Genomic DNA, 19,540 nt, shown 5'->3' on the forward strand with positions numbered 1-19,540 from the left:
TCACACACAGGACACACACCGGGCGCCGTTAGACCTTTCGGCACAGCGGCCGCACATTCCCTTGCCGGTACCTGGGTTCACAGTTAGGGTGCAGCCGCTGTTCAAACGGCTTCGGCCGCGACAACGGGGGAGGCAGCACAATCATGCGCACGTCAAGACAGATGTCCGATTTGCGAAGAAAATCGCTTCTGCAGCGTACTGGGTCCATGGGTGTCGTGGCGGTGGCACTGGCTGGAGGCCTGTGGGCCCCCGTCGCGCACGCCGAGTCGACGCCGCCCGCCGCGCCCGCGAGCACGACCCAGACTCCGTCGGAGACCTCCGCCGCCGCACAGGCCCGCCGAACCGGCGCCGCGGTGGAGGTCGCAGACGAGGGCAGCGAGACGCGCACGGTCGTGGCCAACCCCGACGGCACCTTCACGATGAGCAGCCACATCGAGCCCATCCGGGTCCGGCGGGACAACGCCTGGACACCCGTGGACACCTCGCTGAAGCCCACCGCCGAAGGTCTACTCGCGCCGGCCGCCAGCACCGAGGACATGAAGTTCTCCAACGGCGGCAACGCTCCGCTCGCGACCATCAGCACGCAGGGCAAGTCGGTGTCGTTCACCTGGCCCTCGCCGCTGCCCAAACCACGGGTCTCCGGTTCGACGGCCGTGTATCCGTCCGTCCTGCCCGGCGTCGACCTCCAGGTCACGGCCGGGGCCGATGACTACAGCGAAGTGCTGGTCGTGCACGACGCGACCGCCGCCGCCAACCCGGCGCTAAAGTCCATCAAGCTCAAGGCGTCGACGAGCGGCCTCACCCTCTCCACCGACCATAATGGACTGTCCGCTCGCGACGCCGGGGGCGCCGAGGTGCTGCACGGCTCGGCGCCGATCATGTGGGATTCCACCAAGGCGCCGGACATCGGACCGCTCCCCACTGCGACCTCACCCGGCAGCGGACACGTGAGCAACCTCCCGCTCGCGCTGACTCCTGCCTCAGCACCGTCCACTTCGGATCTCACGCTGACCCCGGATCCCGCCGCGCTCGCCGGGCCCGGTGTCGTCTACCCGCTCTACATCGACCCGCAGATGAACGGCCAGACCCAGCACACGCTGGTCGTCTCCAGCAGCGGCCCCCGGGAGAGCATCTTCGACACGTCGAACTTCCCGCAGCAGGTCGGCTACTGCGGGGACACCTCGCAGTGCAACGGCATCGGCGTGACCCGCTCGTACTTCCAGCTGGACACCACGCCCCTGCTCAAGCGCAACGGGTGGACCGCGACAATCCACTCGGCGTACTTCTACGCCACCCAGTACCACCAGTACGTCCATTGTGTCTCGGAGCCGGTCGACCTGCACGAGGCCGGCGCCACGCTCCAGAAGGGCACCACATTTCCCGGACCGCTCGGGGCGTTCGTCAGTCGCTCGTCCTCCAGCGCCAGCGACACCTGTTCCACCTCGCCGCCGGCGCCGGTGCAGTTCGCCGCCGGGCCCGCCGCGGTCCAGGCGGCCACTAACGACTGGGGCAGCATCGCTCTCGCGCTGACGGCTCCGGACGAGACCGATGGCAACCAGTGGAAGACTTTCAGCCCCACCGGCGCGCACCTCGACGTGACGTTCAACTTCCCGCCGAACTCGCCGACCGGCCTGCACGTGGCGCACGCGGTCAACTGCAACGGAATGCCCACCACGCCGGACGCGAACCCGACCCTGTACGCCTCCGCGACGGACAACAACGCCTCTCCGCTGCCGCTGGGACTCCAGTTCGAGGTCTGGAACCGGGACGCGACCCAGTGGATCGTCTCGAACCAGAACCTGGTGGGTATCGCCAACGGCACCGAGGGCTCCTGGACCACCTCGCAGGCGCTGCCCGAGAACCAGTACGCCTACCGGGTGCAGGCCACCAACGAGCCGGCCGACGGAGCCGACTGGCTGCAGTCCAGATGGTCGGACTGGTTCAGCTTCATCGCCCGGACCGGACCGGTCGACCAGGTGCCGACCGCGACCAGTTTCGATTATCCGCAGGACTACTGGGGCGTGCCCCAGGGCACCCCGGCGACGTTCCGGCTACAGTCCAACGGCGCGCCGAACATGGTCGGCTTCACCTACACCTTCGACGGCGCCGGCACCGAGGCCATTCCGTCCACAACGGACTGCGACTACAACAAGGTCTTCGGCACGCACGGCGGCTGGATCGCCACCACGAGCGGCGTCGCGACCCTGACCGTCCCCAGTGGACTGTCGGTCGGCTACCACACGCTGCACCTGCGCAGCTTCGACGACGCGCACCGGTTGTCGACCGAGTCGCCGACGTACACCTTCTACGTGTCCCCCAACGTCGGCGTCACCAAGACGAAGCTGGAGGCGGAGCTCAACACCGACGTGACGCCCAGCCAGCCCAACGGGCAGAACGTTCTCATGACCACCCAGCAGGGCGGTGAGTTCTACTCCAACGGCTGGCAGCTGTTCTTCCCCGGCAATGCGGCGAAGCAGACCTTCGACCTGGCCTTCAACGCCCCGGTCGAGGCCGACTACGCGCTCGGCGCGGAGATGACCAAGGCACCGGACTACGGCCAGGTCCAGGTGGCGCTGGACGGAAAACCGCTGGCCGGCACCGACACCACGGCGTTCGACGGCTACGCGCCGGCGGTCGCCCGCGCCTACCTGCCGCTCAACGGCGCCCATCTCACCAAGGGCTCGCACACCCTGACCTTCACCCTGACCGGCACCAACGCCGCCACCACCGGCAACCGGTACCAGGTCGGCATCGACTACCTGACGGTCGCACCGCTCAACAACGTCATCTCGGACAACTTCACCGACGCGATGAACAACCAGGGCATCGCGCCGGACGGCAACGCGGTGAACCTGGACTTCAACGGCGCCGGGCTCTCGAGCCAGTCGCTGGCCGCGGCCGGACTCTCGCACGGGGCGTCGACCACCGTCGGCGGTGTCACCTTCACCATGCCCGCCGCGAACCCCAGCACCAACAACGACAACGTGGTGGCCGCCGGCCAGACCATCCCGTTCCCGACCGAGCAACAGGTCAACGCCAGCGCGGTCGGCCTGCTCGCGGTGAGCACCTGCGGCAACACCCCGGCGGCGCCGGGCGCGGTGACGTACAAGGACGACGCCCACACCTACAGCAATCCCTGGTTCCCGTCGGTGCCGGACTGGATCGCCAGTCCGGCCGACGGCGCGGCCGTCGTGCTGGACCACTGGTCCGGCGGCCGCGCGGCCAAGCCGAAGGTGTTCGCGATCTTCGTGCCGACCGACCCGACGAAGCAGCTGGCCTCGATCACTCTGCCCAACATCGGCACCAGCTTCCGCTCCGGGGTGTGCGACAACGCGCTACACATCCTCGCCATCGGCATCCGCCCGGCCCAGAACGACTGGCTGGGGGCCTGGGCGGCACCCGCCGACCGTGCCGTGCCGGCCCCGGCCGGCGGGGACGTGAACACCACCATGCGGATCGTCGTCCATCCGACCGTGACCGGCGTCAACGCCCGAGTCCGGCTGTCCAACTCCGGGGTCCCGACCCCGACGACGCTGGACCACGTGGTGCTGGCCCGCCAGGCCGGAACCGGTGCGGCGACGGCGAATCCCGGGCTGCTGACCTTCTGCGCCGCACTGGGCAAGGATCCCGGCTGCGCCATCAGCACGGTCACCATCCCGGCCGGCGGTGAGGTGTACAGCGATCCCACCGCGCTGCCGGCGGGAACCGGTGACCTGGCCGTCAGTGTGCACGTGCCGCAGGCCCTCACCTGGATCCCGGTGCACACCGACAGTTCGTCCCCGACCTACGCCGCTGCAGGCAATGTCAGCGACAACACTGACGGCACCGGGTTCACATCCACGCAGAACACCGCTTCCTTCGTCACCGCGGTCGACATCTCGCCGGTCGGCGCCTCTCGGGGCACCGTCGCGGTGTTGGGCGACCAGCGGTCGGCAGCGAGCGCCAGCGCCGGGACGTGGGTCGACAAGATGCCGGCCAAGCTGGGCTCCAAGCTGCCGGGCAGCATCGTCAACGACAGCAAGGCCGGCGTGCCGGCCACGGCCCGGTGGAAGCTCGACGAGGGGTCCGGCGCCACCGCGAAGGACAGTGTCGGCGCGAACACCGGCACGCTCAGCGGCGGCGTCACCTGGAGCTCCGACCACGGCGGCTCGGCGGTCTTCAACGGGCTCGACGGGAAGATCACCACGGCCGGGCCGGTGCTGGACACGACCGGCAGCTACAGCGTGTCGGCCTGGGTCAATCCCCAGACCGCCGACACGTTTATGACCGCGGTCGGCGACGGCGGCCAGCACGCGGCGAGCTCGTACCTCCAGTACTCCGCGACCTTCCACGCCTGGACGTTCGTCAGCCCGAGTTCGGACGCGACCAGTCCGGACAGCTACCCCGCGGCGCACGCCACCACCGCGCCGATCCTCAGCCGGTGGACGCATCTGCTCGGCGTCTTCGACGCGTCGTCCGGCACGATGAAGCTGTACGTCAACGGCGCGCTGGCCGGCACGGCGCTGAACCCGTCGCCGTGGAAGGCGACCTCGCAGCTGTCCATCGGCGCGGTCACCCTCGCCCAGGGCGGGTCCGGCGACTTCTTCAACGGGTCCATCTCCGATGTGCGGGTCTACCAACAGGCGCTCACCGCCGCCGACGCCGGTCAGCTCTACCTCGGCGACGCCCCGACCGGACCGCTGGGCGGCATCGGCGCACCGAACGCCCGCAACGCCGGCACCACCCTCAACCAGACCGCCGCGGACGAGCCCAACCTCCGCACGGTCATCGTCAGCCTCGGCGCCAACGACATCCTGGCCGGCGACAGCGCCACCACGGTCAAGGCCAACCTGACCAAGCTGATCAAGGCGACCAACGCCGACGGCATCAAGCAGATCAACCGGGCGGACGGCTCCGGACCGGTGCTCGTCATCCTGACCACCGTCCCGCCGCTGGGCCTGGGCCCCGACGATCCCCGTGAGCAGCAACGACAACTGCTCAACTCCGACATCCGCGGGTCCCTCGGCGACATCGGCGCGGACTACCTGGTGGACTTCGATCTCACGGTTCGCGACACCAGCAACGGAAACCAGGTCGCGGCGCAGTACCTCACCAATGGCGGCCTCAACGACGACTACTACAACGCACTGGCCCAGCGGCTGGCCGACGCGGTGAAGGCCTTCCCGCCGCAGGCCCAGTTGTGACCCGTTCCTGACCCCGACCCGTGGGGGCGTCCGAGGCCTCGGACGCCCCCACGACTGTGTTGTGGGCCAACCAGATCAGCAGGTGATGGTGCCGCGGCGCAGGGCGTGGCCGCCGTCGTCGCTGTCGTCGGACCAGTACACGGGCTTGGAGCCGGCCGAGCACTCGTCGGCGCCGGCGATGGCGAAGCCCTCGTTGTTGTAGTTGGGCATGCCGCTGGGCCGGTTGTAGACAGCGGTGGTGGCGAAAGCTCCGGAGGCGTTGATCTGCATGGTGCGGTGCTGGCCGTCGCAGGTGTCGTCGCACACGACCCACAGCCGGGAGGTCTGGGGCTCCCACTGGAGTTCCATGACGCTCGCCATGCCGCTGCTGATGGAAGCGATCCGGGTGAAGGCGCCGGAGTCCTGGAGCACGTAGCCGTAGATCATGCCGGTGCCCTCGACGCCGACGAAGAACACGCCGCCGGTGTGGGAGCCGTAGCGGCTCGGGTCGTAGGCGGAGCCGGTGGCGGAGTCGACGAGACCGGTGAGCGCGGAGTCGGGGATCCAGGTGATGCCCTCGAAGCCCAGGTTGGCCCCGACCGGCGGCAGGTCGGCGGTGAGATTCCATTCCCTGGTGGCGGTGAGGGTGCTGCCGGTGCCGCTGACGTCATAGCGCAGCACGGAGGTGCGGCTGGTGTTGGAGGCGTCGGCGTTGCGCTCGGTGGAGACGAACACACCGCCGGCGGAGCCGGCCCCGGTGAGGGTCACGCCCTCGTCGTCGGGGGTGCCGGAACCGTTGGGGTAACGCAGGGTCTTGCCGGACGTCCAGCCGGAGGAGGTGTCGGGCTTCCAGCCGGTGCCGTTGCGGACCAGCCGCCACAGCTTGCCGGAGTTCTGGGCGGCCCACAGCACGCTGCCCTCCTGGTACAGGCCGCTGAGGTCTTCGCCGAAGACGTTGGAGCCGTCGGCGGTGGTCACGGTGGCGCTGCCGGGCCAGGCGACCGGCGTGGTGCCGGCGCCGCCGCAGCTGTTCGGCCCGCCGAGGGTGATGGCCGCAGCCTGGGCGAAAGCGCCGGTGCCGTCGGGGCAGCGGGACCAGGACGGGTCGGAGTGCTCGGTCCAGCTGAAGCTGTCGACCAGGGTGCTGCCGTGGTAGAGCCGTGCCGAGTCGGCGGAGCCTAAGCCGAACGAGCTGTGCACGTCGAAGGCCCGAAATCCGCCGGCGGCGAGGGTGGTCCCGCTGGCGATCGTGTACTTGGAGCTGTCCTGGTTGTCCTTGAGGATCCAGCCCGAGATGTCCACCGCGGCGGCGCCGGTGTTGTACAGCTCGATGGAGTCGTTGACGTCGCCGGTGGTCACGACCTCGTTGATGCGCACTGTGTCCCCCGCCGCGGCGTGGGCCGGACCACCGGTCAGCATGACGGCGAGCGCCGACATGGCGACCAGGCCCACGGCCCGACGGCGTGCGCGCGATTCACTCACGAAACCCTCCCAGAATGAGGCAAACGGCCTGGCGAGACTGGCCGAATGATCATCCCGTTGAGTGGGTTTTCGTTGAACAGTCGCGGAATTACTGGCACTGCGCCGTTCAGCCGATTTCGCCGCGGTCGGCGTCCACCCCCAGGGGGACGCCGACCGGCGTGGGCGAGAGCGAGGCCTGGGCGGCGATCGCTCAGCCGGCGATCCACTTCTCGATCAGCTGGGCCCAGCGCTTGTCGTCGGTGGACTCCATGAGCTCCTTGCGGTTGATCAGCAGGTAGAGCTCGCCGTGGGTGGTCTCCAGAATCAGCGGCTTCCCGGCGTTGAGCAGGCCGCCGATGAACCGGCCGTACAGCTCGGTGAACTCGAGCCGGACCGCCTTGATGTCGTCGCGGCCGAGCACCAGGTCGCCGTCGTCGTTCCAGTCGCCGATGACCAGCTTGTCCTGGTAAAGGGCGATCTCGCCGCGCCGCTGGAACAGCGCCTTCTGGCTGATCATGGCAGCGCCCGTGTCGGCGCCGGTCTTGTGGGACAGAACGTCGGCCGTCTGCCCGATGTAGGGGGCCTTGGCCTGCGGGGTCTCGTTTTCGCTCATGGTGCCAGCTTCCCGGCCGACGGCGCCGCGAGCATCGATCAAAGGGATCTCGTGTTACGACTTTCGGCTGAATCCCGCTGGATCGTCCACAAGGGACGGGCCGCGGTCACCGAACGGCGTGCTCGCGACCACGTTGGGCAGCTGTCCGGCCAGTAAGGTGAGTCGGTGGCCACTGGGACGAGCACCGGGAACAGCGTGCCGGACTCGTTCGCACCGGGTCCGGGTGTGGTGCGCCGGGCCGAGTCACACCGCCTGCTGCACGCCCTCGACGCCACTGCCGGACAGATCGTCGAACTGGTCGGCGACCCGGGCAGCGGCAAGACCCGGCTGATCGCGGAGCTGGCCGGCGAGGCCCGTCGCCGTGGGTTCGTCACCTTCGGCGGTCGGCTGTCGCAGCGCGACCAATCGCTGCCGCTGCAACAGTTCCGCCGCGCGGCCACCGTGGACGAGCTGGACGAGCGGCTGCGCGCGCTGTGCACCGACCACGCGCCGCAGCGGGTGCTGATCACGCTGGACGACTTCCACTGGGCCGACACCGCGTCCCTGGAGCTGGTCGACCGGCTGGCCCGGTGGCCGCTGGAGGCGCCGGCGCTGATCGTGCTGGCCTACCGGCCCCGCCAGGCGTCGATGCGGCTGCGCAGCGCGCTGGCCTACGGCGTGGAGACCGGCACGGTGCTGCGCACCGAACTGGGGCCGCTGTCTCCCGAGCAGGCGGCCGAGCTGCTGGGTCTGTCGGCCGGTGACCCGGACCTGGACCGGCTGCACCGCGCCGGCGAGGGCAATCCGCTGTACCTGAGGATGCTGGCCGAGACCGGACCGCCGCGAGACGGACAGCCCTGGCACGGCGAGATTCCGCACCAGTTCGCCGCGCTGCTGGCCGGCGAGATCGCCGAGCTGGACGAGGACGAGCTGAACACGGCCACCGTGGCGGCGCTGCTGGGCGACAGGTTCGACCTCGCCACCGTGATCGCGGTCAGTGAGCTGCCCGAGGCGGTCACCGGCGAGGCACTGACCCGGTTGGTCCGACGCGACGTGCTGCGGCCGGTCAACGGCACGGCCGCCTTCGCCTTCCGGCACGCGGTGCTACGCCAGCTGTTCTACCAGCACCACGACCCGCTGCGCCGGATCGAGGACCACCGTCGGGCACGCACCGTGCTCGCCGAACGGGGCGCGCCGGCGGTGGAGTTGGCCCCGCACATCGAGAACTCACTGGTCCACGTGACCGATGGGGACTTGGACGTGTTGGTCCGCGCGGCTGAGGAGGTCGTCGACTCCGCGCCGGCCACCGCCGAGCACTGGCTGCGGGTCGCCCTGGCCACCGGTCGGGACCGGCCGCGGCTGCTGCTGGAGCTGGCCCGGGTGCTGATCCGCGGCGGTCAGCTGGCCGCCGGCCGGGACACCCTGGCCGAGGTGCTGCGGCTGGTCCCGGAGCCGGGCGAGCAGCGGCTGCCGGCGGTGCTTGGATCCGCGCTGGCCGATGCCTTCCTCGGCCGCTACGCCGACGCGAACACGCTGGTCGGGGTCGAGCTGGCCACGCTGCATCCCCACGACCGGCCGGAGATCGCCGACCTGCTCGCGGTCAAGACGATGATCGGGCTGATGGACGGCACGCTGCCCAATGACGCCCAGATCGCCGAGGCGCTGCGAGTGGCCCGCGAGCACGGCGACCCGGCGCGTCTGTCGGCCACGCTGGCCGTGCAGGGGTTGTGCGCGGTCTCGCGCGGCCACGCAACCGTGGCCAGGGACGCGCTCGCGGAGAGTGCCACGCTGATGGACCCGTTGCCGGACACGGCCGTGATCGCACGCCCCGAGTTCCTGTTGCTGTTGGCCTGGGCGGAAACCCTGCTCGGGTCGTTCTCCAACGGGGAGGGGCACTTCCGCCGCGGCCTGTCGCTGGTCCGGGAGCGGGCCGCCCCGTTCGTCCATGCGATGCTGCTGGTCGGCCTGAGCAGCTCGTACCGGCACATGGGGCGGTACACGGAGGCGCTCGCGCTGGCCCGGCAGGCCAGGGACGCCGCGACCCTGCTCGGTGCCCCGCCCGTCGTCAACCTGGCGCTCGCGGTCGAGTCGCTGAGCAGCGGGTTGCTCAACCAGCAGGACGGCCCTCGGGACGCGCTCGTCCTCGCCGAGCAGACCTACGGCGGCCAGCAGGGCGACAAGACCCACTGGTTCGGGATGACCGCCGCGACGACGCTGGCCCAGGCCGCCGGCATGGACGGCGACCCGCGCCGCTGCATCATGGTGATCACCGACGCCGGCGGCGGCCCGGACCTGCCGACCCTGCCGGTCCTCCTGCGCACCAAGTGCTACGAGCTGCTGACCGGCGCCGCGGTGATGGCCGGTGACACGGCCGGCGCCGCGGACTGGGCTCGGCGGGCGGACGAGGCCGCCACCGCCCTGGGCCTGCCCTACCAGCTCGCGTGGGCCGCCCAGGCGCGAGCGCACGTGCTGCGCGACGCCGAGCACATGGACGCCGCCGCCGACGCCTATCTGGCCGCGGCCAACGGTTTCGCCGCCCTCGGCGCGATCGGCTCGCAGGCGACTGCGCTGGTGTTCGCGGCCCGCTGCGCCGAGGCCGCCGGCCGCGCCGCCGACGCCGAACCGCTGCTGGTGCTGAGCAGAGACCTGGCCCGGCAGTGCGGCGCGACGTGGCTGAGCGGCGGACCCGACGACGTGCCCGGTCCGGTGCGCAGGTGGACGGCGGCGGGTCCCGGCGCCCCCACCGACACCGTGCTGTCGGTGCTGACCAACCGCGAGCGGGAGATCGCCGTGAACGCCGGCTCCGGCCTGACCACCCGGAGCATCGCCACCAAGCTGTCGTTGAGCCCGCGCACGGTGGACGCCCATCTGACCAACATCTACCGCAAGCTCAACGTCCGCTCGCGGGTCGATCTGGCCCGACTGATCGCCGGGGTTGGCTGACCCAGGTCAGCCAACCCCGCGGGCAACCGACTCGCCCCGCCCCCTGGTCGACGCGAGTCGGTGTTTCTGTGCGGACCGGTCAGTCCACCGTGCTGAGGTCATCGGCCGCCAACGCGACCTGGTGCGCCTCCCGCAGGGCCCGGCCCGGCTCCAGGCCGAGTTCGTCGTTCAGCGTCCGGCAGGCCGACCGGAAGACCCGCACCGCGTCGGCCCTCCGTTCGCACCGGCACAGCACGGTCATCAGCAGTCGGTAGAACCCCTCGCGAAGCGGGTATTCGTCGATGAGCCCGGTGAGGAATCCGACCAGTTCCCGATACCGACCCATGGCCATTTTCGATTCGATCAGCAGCTCGACGCATTCCAGCCGGGCCTCCTCCAGCCAGGCCCCGAAACTGGTCAGAATGGGCCCGTCGCACTGGCTGAACAGCGCGCCGCCACGCCAGTGGTCCAACGCGCGCTGCAGCGTCTCGGCCGCGACCTCGTGCTGCCCGGCCCGCAGCTGCCGGCGCCCCCGGTCCATCAGCGCCTGGAAAGCGCGCACGTCCAGAGTGTCCCCGCCGAGGGCCAGCGCGTAGCCGGGCGCCCTGGTCACGATCGGCCCGCGGACGCCGCGCCGGCCGAGGAACTTGCGCAACTGGGACACGTACACGTGCAGTGCCGCGTGCGCGCTCCTCGGCGGACAACCGCCCCATATCTCCACCAGCAATTCTTCGACCGAGGCTCCACGCTCACCCCGAACGATCAGGGCGACCAGGAGAATCTCAATCTTATGGGCGCTGACGGTCCGATACTCGCCTCTGTCGTAAACACGCGGTGCCCCCATGATCTCATATCTGACCACGACTCCCCCGGAAACGGATTCGCTCTCACCGTGACTTGCGCCCGTTCAGTCTGGCGCGATCCCGGCACGCCAGGGAATCAGGGAAGTTACCTACCTAGACGCGGCCCACGGTCTCGGACAGCAGTTCGTAGGAGTGAATCCGGCGCTCGGGGTCGTAGACCATGGTCAAGGCCATCAGCTCGTCGGCCCCGGTGGCCCGGACGAGCTCCGTGACGCGCTCCCGCACCCGCTCCGGCGAACCCCAGATCTGGCGCTCCAGCCGATCCCGCGCCCACTCCCGCTGGGCCTCGGTGAAGGAGAAGTCCGCGGCCTGCCGGGGCGTCGGGAACAGCGAGTCCATCCGACCCGAGCGCATCCGCACCTGGCCGACCAGCAACGGCGCGGCCAGCTCCCGGGCCGCCTCATCGGTGTCGTCGGCGAACACCAGGGCGGCGACGATGGCGTACGGGGTGCGGAACCGGGCCGACGGCTGGAACGACTCGCGGTAGGCGGCCAGCGACTCGACCGTGGCCGTGGCGTTGATGTGGTGCGCGTAGGCGTAGGGCAGGCCGAGGGCGCCGGCCATCCGGGCGCTGGACGGGCTGGAGCCCAGGATCACCATCGGCGGCCGGTGCTCCCCGGCCACCCCGGACTGCGGGCTCGGCGCCGGCTCGCCCGGTCCGGCGGCGAAGTAGCCGGTCAGCTCGGCGATCTGGGCCAGGAAGTCGGCGTCGGACTCGCCACCCCGACGCAGCAGCCGCGCGGTCGTCGGGTCAGCGCTGCCCGGCGCCCGCCCCACGCCGAGGTCGATGCGGTCCGGGTGCAGCGCCGCCAGCGTGCCGAACTGCTCGGCCACGACCAGCGGCGGATGGTTGGGCAGCAGCACGCCGCCGGAGCCGACCCGCATGGTCGTGGTCGCCCCGGCCACCGCGGCGACCAGCACCGCCGTCGCCGAGGTGGCCAGGCTGGGCACGCCGTGGTGCTCAGCGACCCAGAACCGCGCGTAGTCCAGCTGTTCCAGTCGCTGGGCCAGCGCGATGGTGTCGCGCAGCGACCGGGTCGCGGACGATCCGGTCCACACCGGAGCCACATCCAACGCCGACAACGCGACGCGCGAGTACTCGGTCACGGCAGAGATCCTTTCCGACGTCGATCGGGTCCGGCCGGCAACGTCTGCCGCAGGCGCCCGCCGATGGGCCCCGCATGGTGCCGGACACCGCTGAAGCCGGCCTGAAACGTGCGCCTTTGGCGGGACTTCAGGTCGCCGGTCGACCATGGGGACCAGGTGCGTCGCCAGAAGGGAGACATGCTCATGACGAGTGACCCCGAGGTGCGCGTCTTTCCGTTCCGCACGGACCGGCTGGACCTGGACCCGATCTACGCGAGGCTACGGGAGCACGAGCCGATGTCGCGGGTCGTGCTGCCCTACGGCGGCGCGGCTTGGCTGGCCACGCGCCACGTGGACGTCCGCGCGGTGCTCGGCGATCCCCGGTTCAGTCGGGCCGCCACGCTCGGGGCCGATGTGCCCCGGCTGACCCGCGACGAGGTGCGCCGCGGCCCGACGATCATGACGATGGACCCGCCCGACCACACCCGGCTGCGCACGCTGATCACCAAGGGGTTCACGCCCCGCCATGTCGAACGGCTGCGCCCACGGGTGGAGCTGCTGGTCGACGGGCTGCTGGACCGGATGATCGCGGACGGCCCGCCGGCCGACCTGATCGAATGCCTCGCGGTGCCGCTGCCGGTCACGATCATCTGCGAGCTGCTGGGCGTGCCGTTCGCGGACCACCGCCGGTTCCGCGGCTGGGTCGGCGCCGTCATGTCGACCACGGCGTTGTCCCCCGACCACGTGGCCGAGCAGGTCGGGCAGCTCACCGCCTACCTGCGCGGCCTGGTGGCGCGGCGGCGGGCCGAGCCGGCCGACGACCTGGTCAGCGCGCTGGTCTCGGTCCGGGACAACACCAATCGGCTCAGCGAGGACGAGTTGGTGAACTTCGTCCGCAGCCTGCTGATCGCCGGTCAGGAGACCATGGTCAACGAGCTCGGCGACGTCGCGTACGTCCTGCTCAGCCGGCCGGAGCTGTACCGGCGGCTGGCCGATGACCCCGGACTGGTGCCCGCCGCTGTGGAGGAACTGCTCCGGTTCATTCCGTTGGGCGTGGGCGACGGCTACGTGCGCATCGCCCTCGCGGACGTCGAAGTGGGCGGGGTGGTGGTCCGCGAGGGCGAGGCGGTGCTGGTCTCGCTGGCGTCGGCCAACCGTGACGAGTCGGTGTTCGACCACCCGGAGGCCATCGACTTCGACCGGACCGAGAATCCGCACGTGGCGTTCGGCCACGGACCGCACTTCTGTGTCGCCGCCTCGATGGCGCGGATGCAGCTGCGAGCCGCGTTGCTGGCCCTGGTCACCAGGATTCCCACGCTGGCCTTGGAAGTGCCGCCCGAGGAGCTGACCTGGCGGGACGGCTCACGGGCGCGCGGCCTGACCGCCCTTCCGGTGTGCTGGTAGCGCCGCATTCCCGCGTTCGCTCGGCCTCGTCAGGAGTGAGCGACATCAGGTTCAGGCGGCGTCGGGAACGACGACGACCTTGCCGGCGGCGGTGCCGGACTCGGCGTAGCGAACGGCGTCGGAGATGTCCGACAGCGGGAAGACACGGGCGATGCGGGCGGTGATCACGCCGGCCGAGAGCTGGGCGAACACGGCCTCCAGATCGGCCCGCAGCTGGGCGCGGTGCTTCACGGCGTTGCGCTTGCTGCCGGCCCAGATGTTGAAGAACGTGGTGGACCGGCCGTTGGGCAGCACGTTCCAGAGCAGCAGCCGGCCGATCAGCGCGAGCACCGGCAGCTTGGCGTTGCCGCTCTGGTCACGGGTCGCGGCGGTGCCGTACGACACCAGGGAGCCGCCACGGCCGAGCATCGACCAGGAGGTCTTGATGCCGGAGCCGCCGACGTGGTCGAACACCGCGTCCACGCCGTTCGGGGCGAGCTCCCGGACCTCGGCGGCGACGTCGCCGGCCCGGTCGACGGCGATCGCGCCGAGTTCCCGCACGTAGGGCATGTGCCGCCGGGAAACGACACCGATGACCCGGGCCCCCTGGTGCCGGGCCAGCTGCACCAGCAGCGAGCCGACGCCGCCGTTGGCGCCGAGCACCACCACGGTGTCGCCCTTGCCGACCTTGGCGAAGTCCAGCATGCGGCGGGCCGTCACGCCGTTGACGATCACGGCCTCGACCTCCTCCGCGCCCAGGCCGTCCGGCACCGGGACCAGGTCGGCGACATCCGCGACCACGCGGTCGGCCCAGCCGCCGATCTTGGACAGCGAGGCGACCCGCTGGCCGACCGCGAACCCGCGGTCCGGGTCGCTGACGGCCTCGACCTCGCCGACGAAGTCGTAGCCCGGCACGAACGGGAACGGCGGCTGGTCATAGTACTTGCCGCGGCGCATCTGCTGCTCGGCGAACGACACCCCGGTCGCCTCCATCCGCACCAGGGCCTGCCCGGCGGTGAGCGTCGGGACCTCGCGGGTCCGCAGCCGCAGGCCGCTCGGCTCGACGATTCCCGGCAGCTCGACTTCGGTGATCATTGCCGCCTCGATCATGATTGCCTCCTGGGCTTCTCGTTCGCTGATGGGACAAACGATGCCGTGGCGGCGGCCCCGGGCGCGTCGGCAAGAACTGCGTAGATCGCGTAGGTACGCGACCGAGGGCACTACCCCGTTAGAGTGACGAGTCCGCATCAGTCGACCGAAAAGGACACCGGCGCCATGTCGTTCGTCGCCCGGCGGGAGGAGCTGCGCGAGCTCGGGGACCTGCTCCGCTCCGCCGCTGACGGGACCGGCGGCGCGCTGGTCGTGGCGGCCGAGGCCGGCATGGGCAAGTCCGCGCTGGTCGACGCCGCGGTCGGCGGGCTGGCCGGCTGGCAGGTCCTGCGGGCCGGCGGCACCGAGTTCGAGCGCGACCTGCCCTACGCCGGGCTGCACCAGCTCTGCACGTCGGTGATCGAGCACCGCGCCGGGCTGCCGCCAGTCCAGCGGTCGGCGCTGGAGTCGGTGTTCGGCCTCGGTGGCGAGACCACGCCGAACCCGCTGACCATCGGCATGGCTGTGCTGGGGCTGCTGCTCGAACTGGCCCAGGAGCAGCCGGTGTGCTGTGTGGTGGACGACATCCAGTGGATCGACGAGGGCACCCGGCAGGTACTGGGTTTCGTCGCCCGGCGGGTGGCGGCCGAGCGGATCGCCGTGGTGATCGCCGAGCGGAGCCCGGCCGCCGATCCCGCCTTCACCGACCTGCCGCATCTGCTGCTGGCCGGTCTCGGCGACGCCGACGCGCGGGCGCTGCTGAGCTCGACCGCCCGCGCCGACCTGGACGACGAGGTGCTGGAGCGGATCATCGCCGAGGCCGGCGGGAATCCCTTGGCGCTCATGGAATTCAGCGACCGGACCGGGCCGCTGGGCCTGCCCGGGGACGACCGGCCGCGGGCCAATCTGGTGGACGCGCTGGAGGAGCAGTTCGCCCGCCGGGTGCAGGCGCTGCCGTCGGACGCCCGGTCGCTGGTGGTGCTCGCCGCCGCGGAACCGGTCGGCGACCTGGGCCTGGTGCGCCGCGCGGCCCATCTGCTCGGGCTGAACCCGGCGGAGCTGACGGCCGCGGAGGACGAGGGACTGCTCAGCCTCGGGCCCCGGCTGCGCTTCCGTCACCCGCTCGTGCGGTCAGGCGCTTACCGCTCCGCCACGCCCGCCATGCGCCGGCAGGTCCACGGCGCGTTGGCCGAAGCCACCGAGGCGTCAACCGATCCCGACCGCCGGGCCTGGCACCGGGCCCACGCCGTGGTCGACACCGACGAGGAAGTCGCCGTCGAGCTGGTCCGGTCGGCCGGGCGGGCCCAGGGCCGGGGTGGGATCGCCGCGTCGGCGGCGTTCCTCGAACGCGCGGCGCTGCTGACCCCGGACGCCGCCGACCAGGGCGCACGGCTGCTCGTCGCGGCCCGGGCCAAGCTGGATTCGGGTGCCCCGGCGGCGGCCCGTGAGCTGGTCGCGCAGGCCGAACGGCGGCCACTGGCCCCGGTGGACCGGGCCGAGGCCCGGCTGCTGCGCGCCCTGATCGAATTCCACGTCGCCCGCAGCCCCGAGGCCACCACCGCGCTCGTCGACGCCGCCGCCGACCTGCCGCCGGCGCGGGCCCGGGAGACGTATCTGGAGGCCTTCTCCTCGTCGATGTTCGTCGACCGGCTGCCGGGGCGGCTGCGCCAGCTCGGCCTACGCATCCGTGAGCAGGCCCCGCCGTGGGAGGACGAGCCCCGCCCGGTCGACCTGCTGTTGGAGGCTCTGCTCGACCAGATGCTGGTGCCGGTCGAGCAGGCCGCGCCCACGATGCGGCGCGCGGTGGACGCCTTCCGCACCGCCACCAGCCCGTGGTGGCTGGAGCTGGCCGTCCTGATGGCCCTCGACCTGGGCGAGGACGAAGCCGCGGCGACGCTGTCGGACCGTCAGGTGCAGCTGGCCCGCGAGCAAGGCGCGTTCGCCGTGCTGTCCCAGGCCCTGCGGATCCACGCGATCACCCGGACCATCTTCGGCCGGTACGAGGAAGCGGACGCCAGCCTGGCCGAGGCGCGGGCGATCGACGAGGCCGCCGGCACGGTCAACATGTCGTTCGCGGAGCTCATCCTCGCCGGCTGGCGCGGCGACACCGACCGGCACGGCGAGCTGCGATCCACCATGCGCCAACGCATCGGCCGCGACGAGGCCGTAGGCGAGCTGTACTCGACTGCCGTGCTGCGCAACGGACTCACCGACTACCCGGCCGCGCTCGACTTTGGACTCGCCTCCCAGCAACAGGAACGGGACGGCTCCTACGTGGCCTGGAGCATCGACTCGGAGCTGGTCGAAGCGGCCGCCCGGGTCGGACGGCCGGAGGAGGCCGCCACGGCCGTGGCCCGGATCGAGGCGCTGGCTCGCACGGACCGGAGCAACTGGGCCACGGCCAAGCTCCTGCTCGCGCAGGCCCTGCTCGACCCGGCGGCGGAGAACACCGACACCCGCTACCGGGAAGCCATTGATCTGTTGGCCCAGAGCGAGGTTCGGGCCTGCTACGCGCGGGCCCGCCTGGTCTACGGCGAGTGGCTGCGCCGCGAGGCCCGCCGCGCCGAGGCCCGGGCCGAACTCCAGGCGGCGCACGAGAGTCTGACCGCCATCGGCGCCACCGCCTTCGCCAACCGGGCCGCCCAGGAGCTCATCGCCACCGGCCAGCGACCACGCCGCGAGGGCGTCAACCCGCTCGAACTGCTCACCGCCCAGGAGCGGCTGATCGTCGGTCGGGTCAGCGGCGGCGCGACGTCCAAGGAAGTCGCCGTGGCCCTGTTCCTCAGCCCCCGCACGATCGACGCCCACCTCCGCAACATCTACCGCAAGCTGGGCATCTCCTCGCGCCGCCAGCTGCGGGAACTCGCCCTCTGAGCGCGGTCGTGGTCCTGGCCATCTCCCGGCGCTAGCCGATCAGCAGCACCAGCTTGCCGCGGGCATGGCCCGACCGGCTCAGCTCGACGGCCGCCCGCCAGTCCGCCAACGGGAACTTGCCAGCCACCGGGATCGAGAACCGGCCTTCGGCGGCCAATTGCCCGTAGTCGCCGAGGACATGGGTGCTGATCGCGCCTTCGCCGCCGGGTCCGCTGAAACGCACGCCGAGTTCCTTGGCCGCGGGGAAGTCGACCACCGTCAGCACGTGTTTCGGATCGTCGGTCACGCGGACGAGTTCGGGCAGCGCATTGCTGGGCGGCGCGGTGTCGAACGCGAGGTCGACCGGGCCACCGGCCAGGGCCCGCACCCGATCCGCCATGCCGTCGCCGTAGTCGGTGACCTCGGCCCCGAGATCCCGCAGGGCCTCGGCGTACGTCTTGCCCGCGGTGGCGATCACGCGGGCCCCGCGCCGGAGGGCGATCTGCACGGCGGCGTACCCCACCGTGGTGCCAGCCGCGTGGACCAGCACGGTTTGGCCGGCGGCGACACCGAGTGCGTCCAAGCCTCGGTATGCCGTCTCCACGGCCATCGGCAGTGCGGCGGCGTCGACCGGGTCGAGCCCTGGCCGGCGTGGGAACCAGACATCGAGCACGGCCTGCTCGGAGGCGCCGGCGCTCGGGCCGGTGAAGGGCGCGGGGCCGAACACCGGGTCGCCGAGGTCGACGCCGGTCACGCCGTCGCCGATGGCGTCGACCGTGCCGGACACCTCCAGCCCGATGCCCCGCGGCAGGTCGCCGGGGAAAAGTCCCTCGCACAGGGCCCAGTCCGCCGGGGTCAGCCCGCACGCCTGGACCGCGATGCGAATCTGGCCCGGTCCCGGGGTCGGCGGTTGGACGTCCTCGAGCCGCAGGACGTCGAGCGGGGCTCCGTGCTGGTGGAATCGAAGGGCGCGCATCAGCTCTCCTCCCGAAGTGATGACAGCATCTGCTGTCACTCACGACGGTAGCAGAGTGATGACAGCATCTGCTGTCGCTATGCTCGGGCCATGGCGCGCTGGGAAGGCAACACCCGTCACCGGCTCGAACGAGCCGCGCTGGACCTGTTCCGGGAACAGGGCTACGACGGCACGACCGTGGCCCAGATCGCCCAGCGGGCCAACCTCACCGAGCGGTCGTTCTACCGGTGGTTCGCCGACAAGCGGGCGGTGCTGTTCGCCGACGACGAGCTGGAGCGGCACCTGCTCGCCGCCATCGACGCCGTCCCCGCCGACACCGGCGCGTTCCCCACCCTGCTGGCCGCCTTCACCACCGCCCCCGAGGTGTTCCGCCCGCGCGAGTTCCTCCTGGAGCGGGCCGCCGTCATCGCCGCCAACCCACCCCTACAGGAACGTGAGCTGATCAAGCTCGCCACCCTGTCCGAGGCCCTCACCGCCGCCCTCGTCCGCCGTGGCCACATCCCCCAGACCGCCCGGCTGGCCACCGACGCCGCCCTCGCCGTCCTCCGCCTGACCGCCGAACGCTGCCTGACCGACGAGCGCGCCGACTTCGCCCACGTCCTCGCGGCCAGCGCCGCCGACCTGGTCGCCGTCACCACCGACCGCCGCTGATCCAGGTCACCGGCGGGCCGAAGGGGCTGCCCGCCGGCCGGGACGTGACCCACCGTTACGTCGAGTCCTACTGAGCCGGCTCGGGCGGGATGCGTTCGAAGACCTCGCGGAGCTTGGCCGGGATGGCGGTCTTCTTGAACTCGCCGGGCGTGAAGGCGACGTACCGGGCCGAGGCGACGACCACCTCACGGCCGGCCACGCAGCCTCGGTAGCCGATGATCAGCGAGGTGGTGCCGATGTGCCGCCGCGAGACGGTGATCTCCAACAGGTCGTCGAACCGGGCCGGGGAGCGGTAGCTGATGGTGATCTCGGCCATCACCAGGTCGACGCCGGTGCTGGCCAGGAAGCTGAACGAGCCGGCGACGGTGCGGAACGCCTCGATGAACGCGGCCTCGAAGAACACGCCGTAGCGCGAGGCGTGCACGATGCCCTGCATATCGGTGTCCCCGGGCCGGATGCGCACTCCATGCACCAGCGGCTGTGGGTGCTGCTCGCCGTCCAT

12 protein-coding genes are annotated in these 19,540 nt (G+C 71.3%); 5 read left to right on the forward strand and 7 right to left on the reverse strand.

The window, feature by feature from the left end; translation table 11 throughout:
* Nucleotides 1-221: 221 nt before the first annotated feature.
* Nucleotides 222-5,183 (forward strand): LamG-like jellyroll fold domain-containing protein, encoded by a 4,962-nt coding sequence (locus JJ691_RS32130; protein ID WP_249227151.1) that lies wholly within the window; start codon nucleotides 222-224, stop codon nucleotides 5,181-5,183.
* A gap of 75 nt (nucleotides 5,184-5,258) precedes the next feature.
* Here JJ691_RS32130 and JJ691_RS53105 read toward each other — a convergent pair whose 3' ends face one another.
* A complete protein-coding gene (locus JJ691_RS53105; protein ID WP_211763332.1) occupies nucleotides 5,259-6,644 on the reverse strand; it encodes a lamin tail domain-containing protein in 1,386 nt (461 codons plus the stop codon).
* Nucleotides 6,645-6,834: 190 nt separating this feature from the next.
* Nucleotides 6,835-7,236: a hypothetical protein gene (locus JJ691_RS32140; protein ID WP_211763333.1), complete on the reverse strand. Its 402-nt coding sequence runs from the start codon at nucleotides 7,234-7,236 to the stop codon at nucleotides 6,835-6,837.
* Nucleotides 7,237-7,401: 165 nt separating this feature from the next.
* On the opposite strand from JJ691_RS32140, the gene JJ691_RS32145 reads away from it, so the two are divergent.
* Complete coding sequence (locus JJ691_RS32145; protein WP_211763334.1) at nucleotides 7,402-10,158, forward strand: helix-turn-helix transcriptional regulator; 2,757 nt, start codon at nucleotides 7,402-7,404, stop codon at nucleotides 10,156-10,158.
* A 79-nt stretch (nucleotides 10,159-10,237) separates the two neighbouring features.
* On the opposite strand, the gene JJ691_RS32150 is transcribed toward JJ691_RS32145, so the two are convergent.
* Nucleotides 10,238-10,858 (reverse strand): AfsR/SARP family transcriptional regulator, encoded by a 621-nt coding sequence (locus tag JJ691_RS32150; RefSeq protein ID WP_249227152.1) that lies wholly within the window; start codon nucleotides 10,856-10,858, stop codon nucleotides 10,238-10,240.
* 235 nt (nucleotides 10,859-11,093) lie between these two features.
* Nucleotides 11,094-12,107 carry an LLM class flavin-dependent oxidoreductase gene (locus JJ691_RS32155; RefSeq protein WP_249227153.1) on the reverse strand — a complete coding sequence of 338 codons (1,014 nt, stop codon included), beginning with the start codon at nucleotides 12,105-12,107 and terminating at the stop codon, nucleotides 11,094-11,096.
* Between the two features lie 183 nt (nucleotides 12,108-12,290).
* Between JJ691_RS32155 and JJ691_RS32160 the strand changes: the two genes are divergently transcribed.
* Nucleotides 12,291-13,490 (forward strand): cytochrome P450, encoded by a 1,200-nt coding sequence (locus JJ691_RS32160; RefSeq protein ID WP_249227154.1) that lies wholly within the window; start codon nucleotides 12,291-12,293, stop codon nucleotides 13,488-13,490.
* Nucleotides 13,491-13,541: 51 nt separating this feature from the next.
* Here JJ691_RS32160 and JJ691_RS32165 read toward each other — a convergent pair whose 3' ends face one another.
* A complete protein-coding gene (locus JJ691_RS32165; protein ID WP_211763337.1) occupies nucleotides 13,542-14,579 on the reverse strand; it encodes a medium chain dehydrogenase/reductase family protein in 1,038 nt (345 codons plus the stop codon).
* Between the two features lie 123 nt (nucleotides 14,580-14,702).
* Here JJ691_RS32165 and JJ691_RS32170 point away from each other — a divergent pair, with 123 nt between their 5' ends.
* Nucleotides 14,703-17,432 (forward strand): ATP-binding protein, encoded by a 2,730-nt coding sequence (locus JJ691_RS32170; protein WP_211763338.1) that lies wholly within the window; start codon nucleotides 14,703-14,705, stop codon nucleotides 17,430-17,432.
* Between the two features lie 31 nt (nucleotides 17,433-17,463).
* Here the strand turns inward: JJ691_RS32170 and JJ691_RS32175 are convergent, their stop codons facing one another.
* Nucleotides 17,464-18,387, reverse strand: coding sequence for an NADP-dependent oxidoreductase (locus JJ691_RS32175; RefSeq protein WP_211763339.1), 924 nt, complete (start codon nucleotides 18,385-18,387; stop codon nucleotides 17,464-17,466).
* 90 nt (nucleotides 18,388-18,477) lie between these two features.
* Between JJ691_RS32175 and JJ691_RS32180 the strand changes: the two genes are divergently transcribed.
* Nucleotides 18,478-19,038: a TetR/AcrR family transcriptional regulator gene (locus JJ691_RS32180; protein WP_211763340.1), complete on the forward strand. Its 561-nt coding sequence runs from the start codon at nucleotides 18,478-18,480 to the stop codon at nucleotides 19,036-19,038.
* Between the two features lie 67 nt (nucleotides 19,039-19,105).
* Here JJ691_RS32180 and JJ691_RS32185 read toward each other — a convergent pair whose 3' ends face one another.
* Nucleotides 19,106-19,540: an acyl-CoA thioesterase gene (locus tag JJ691_RS32185; protein ID WP_211763341.1), complete on the reverse strand. Its 435-nt coding sequence runs from the start codon at nucleotides 19,538-19,540 to the stop codon at nucleotides 19,106-19,108.

This window comes from Kutzneria sp. CA-103260 (genome assembly GCF_018263855.1).
Classification (GTDB): domain Bacteria; phylum Actinomycetota; class Actinomycetes; order Mycobacteriales; family Pseudonocardiaceae; genus Kutzneria.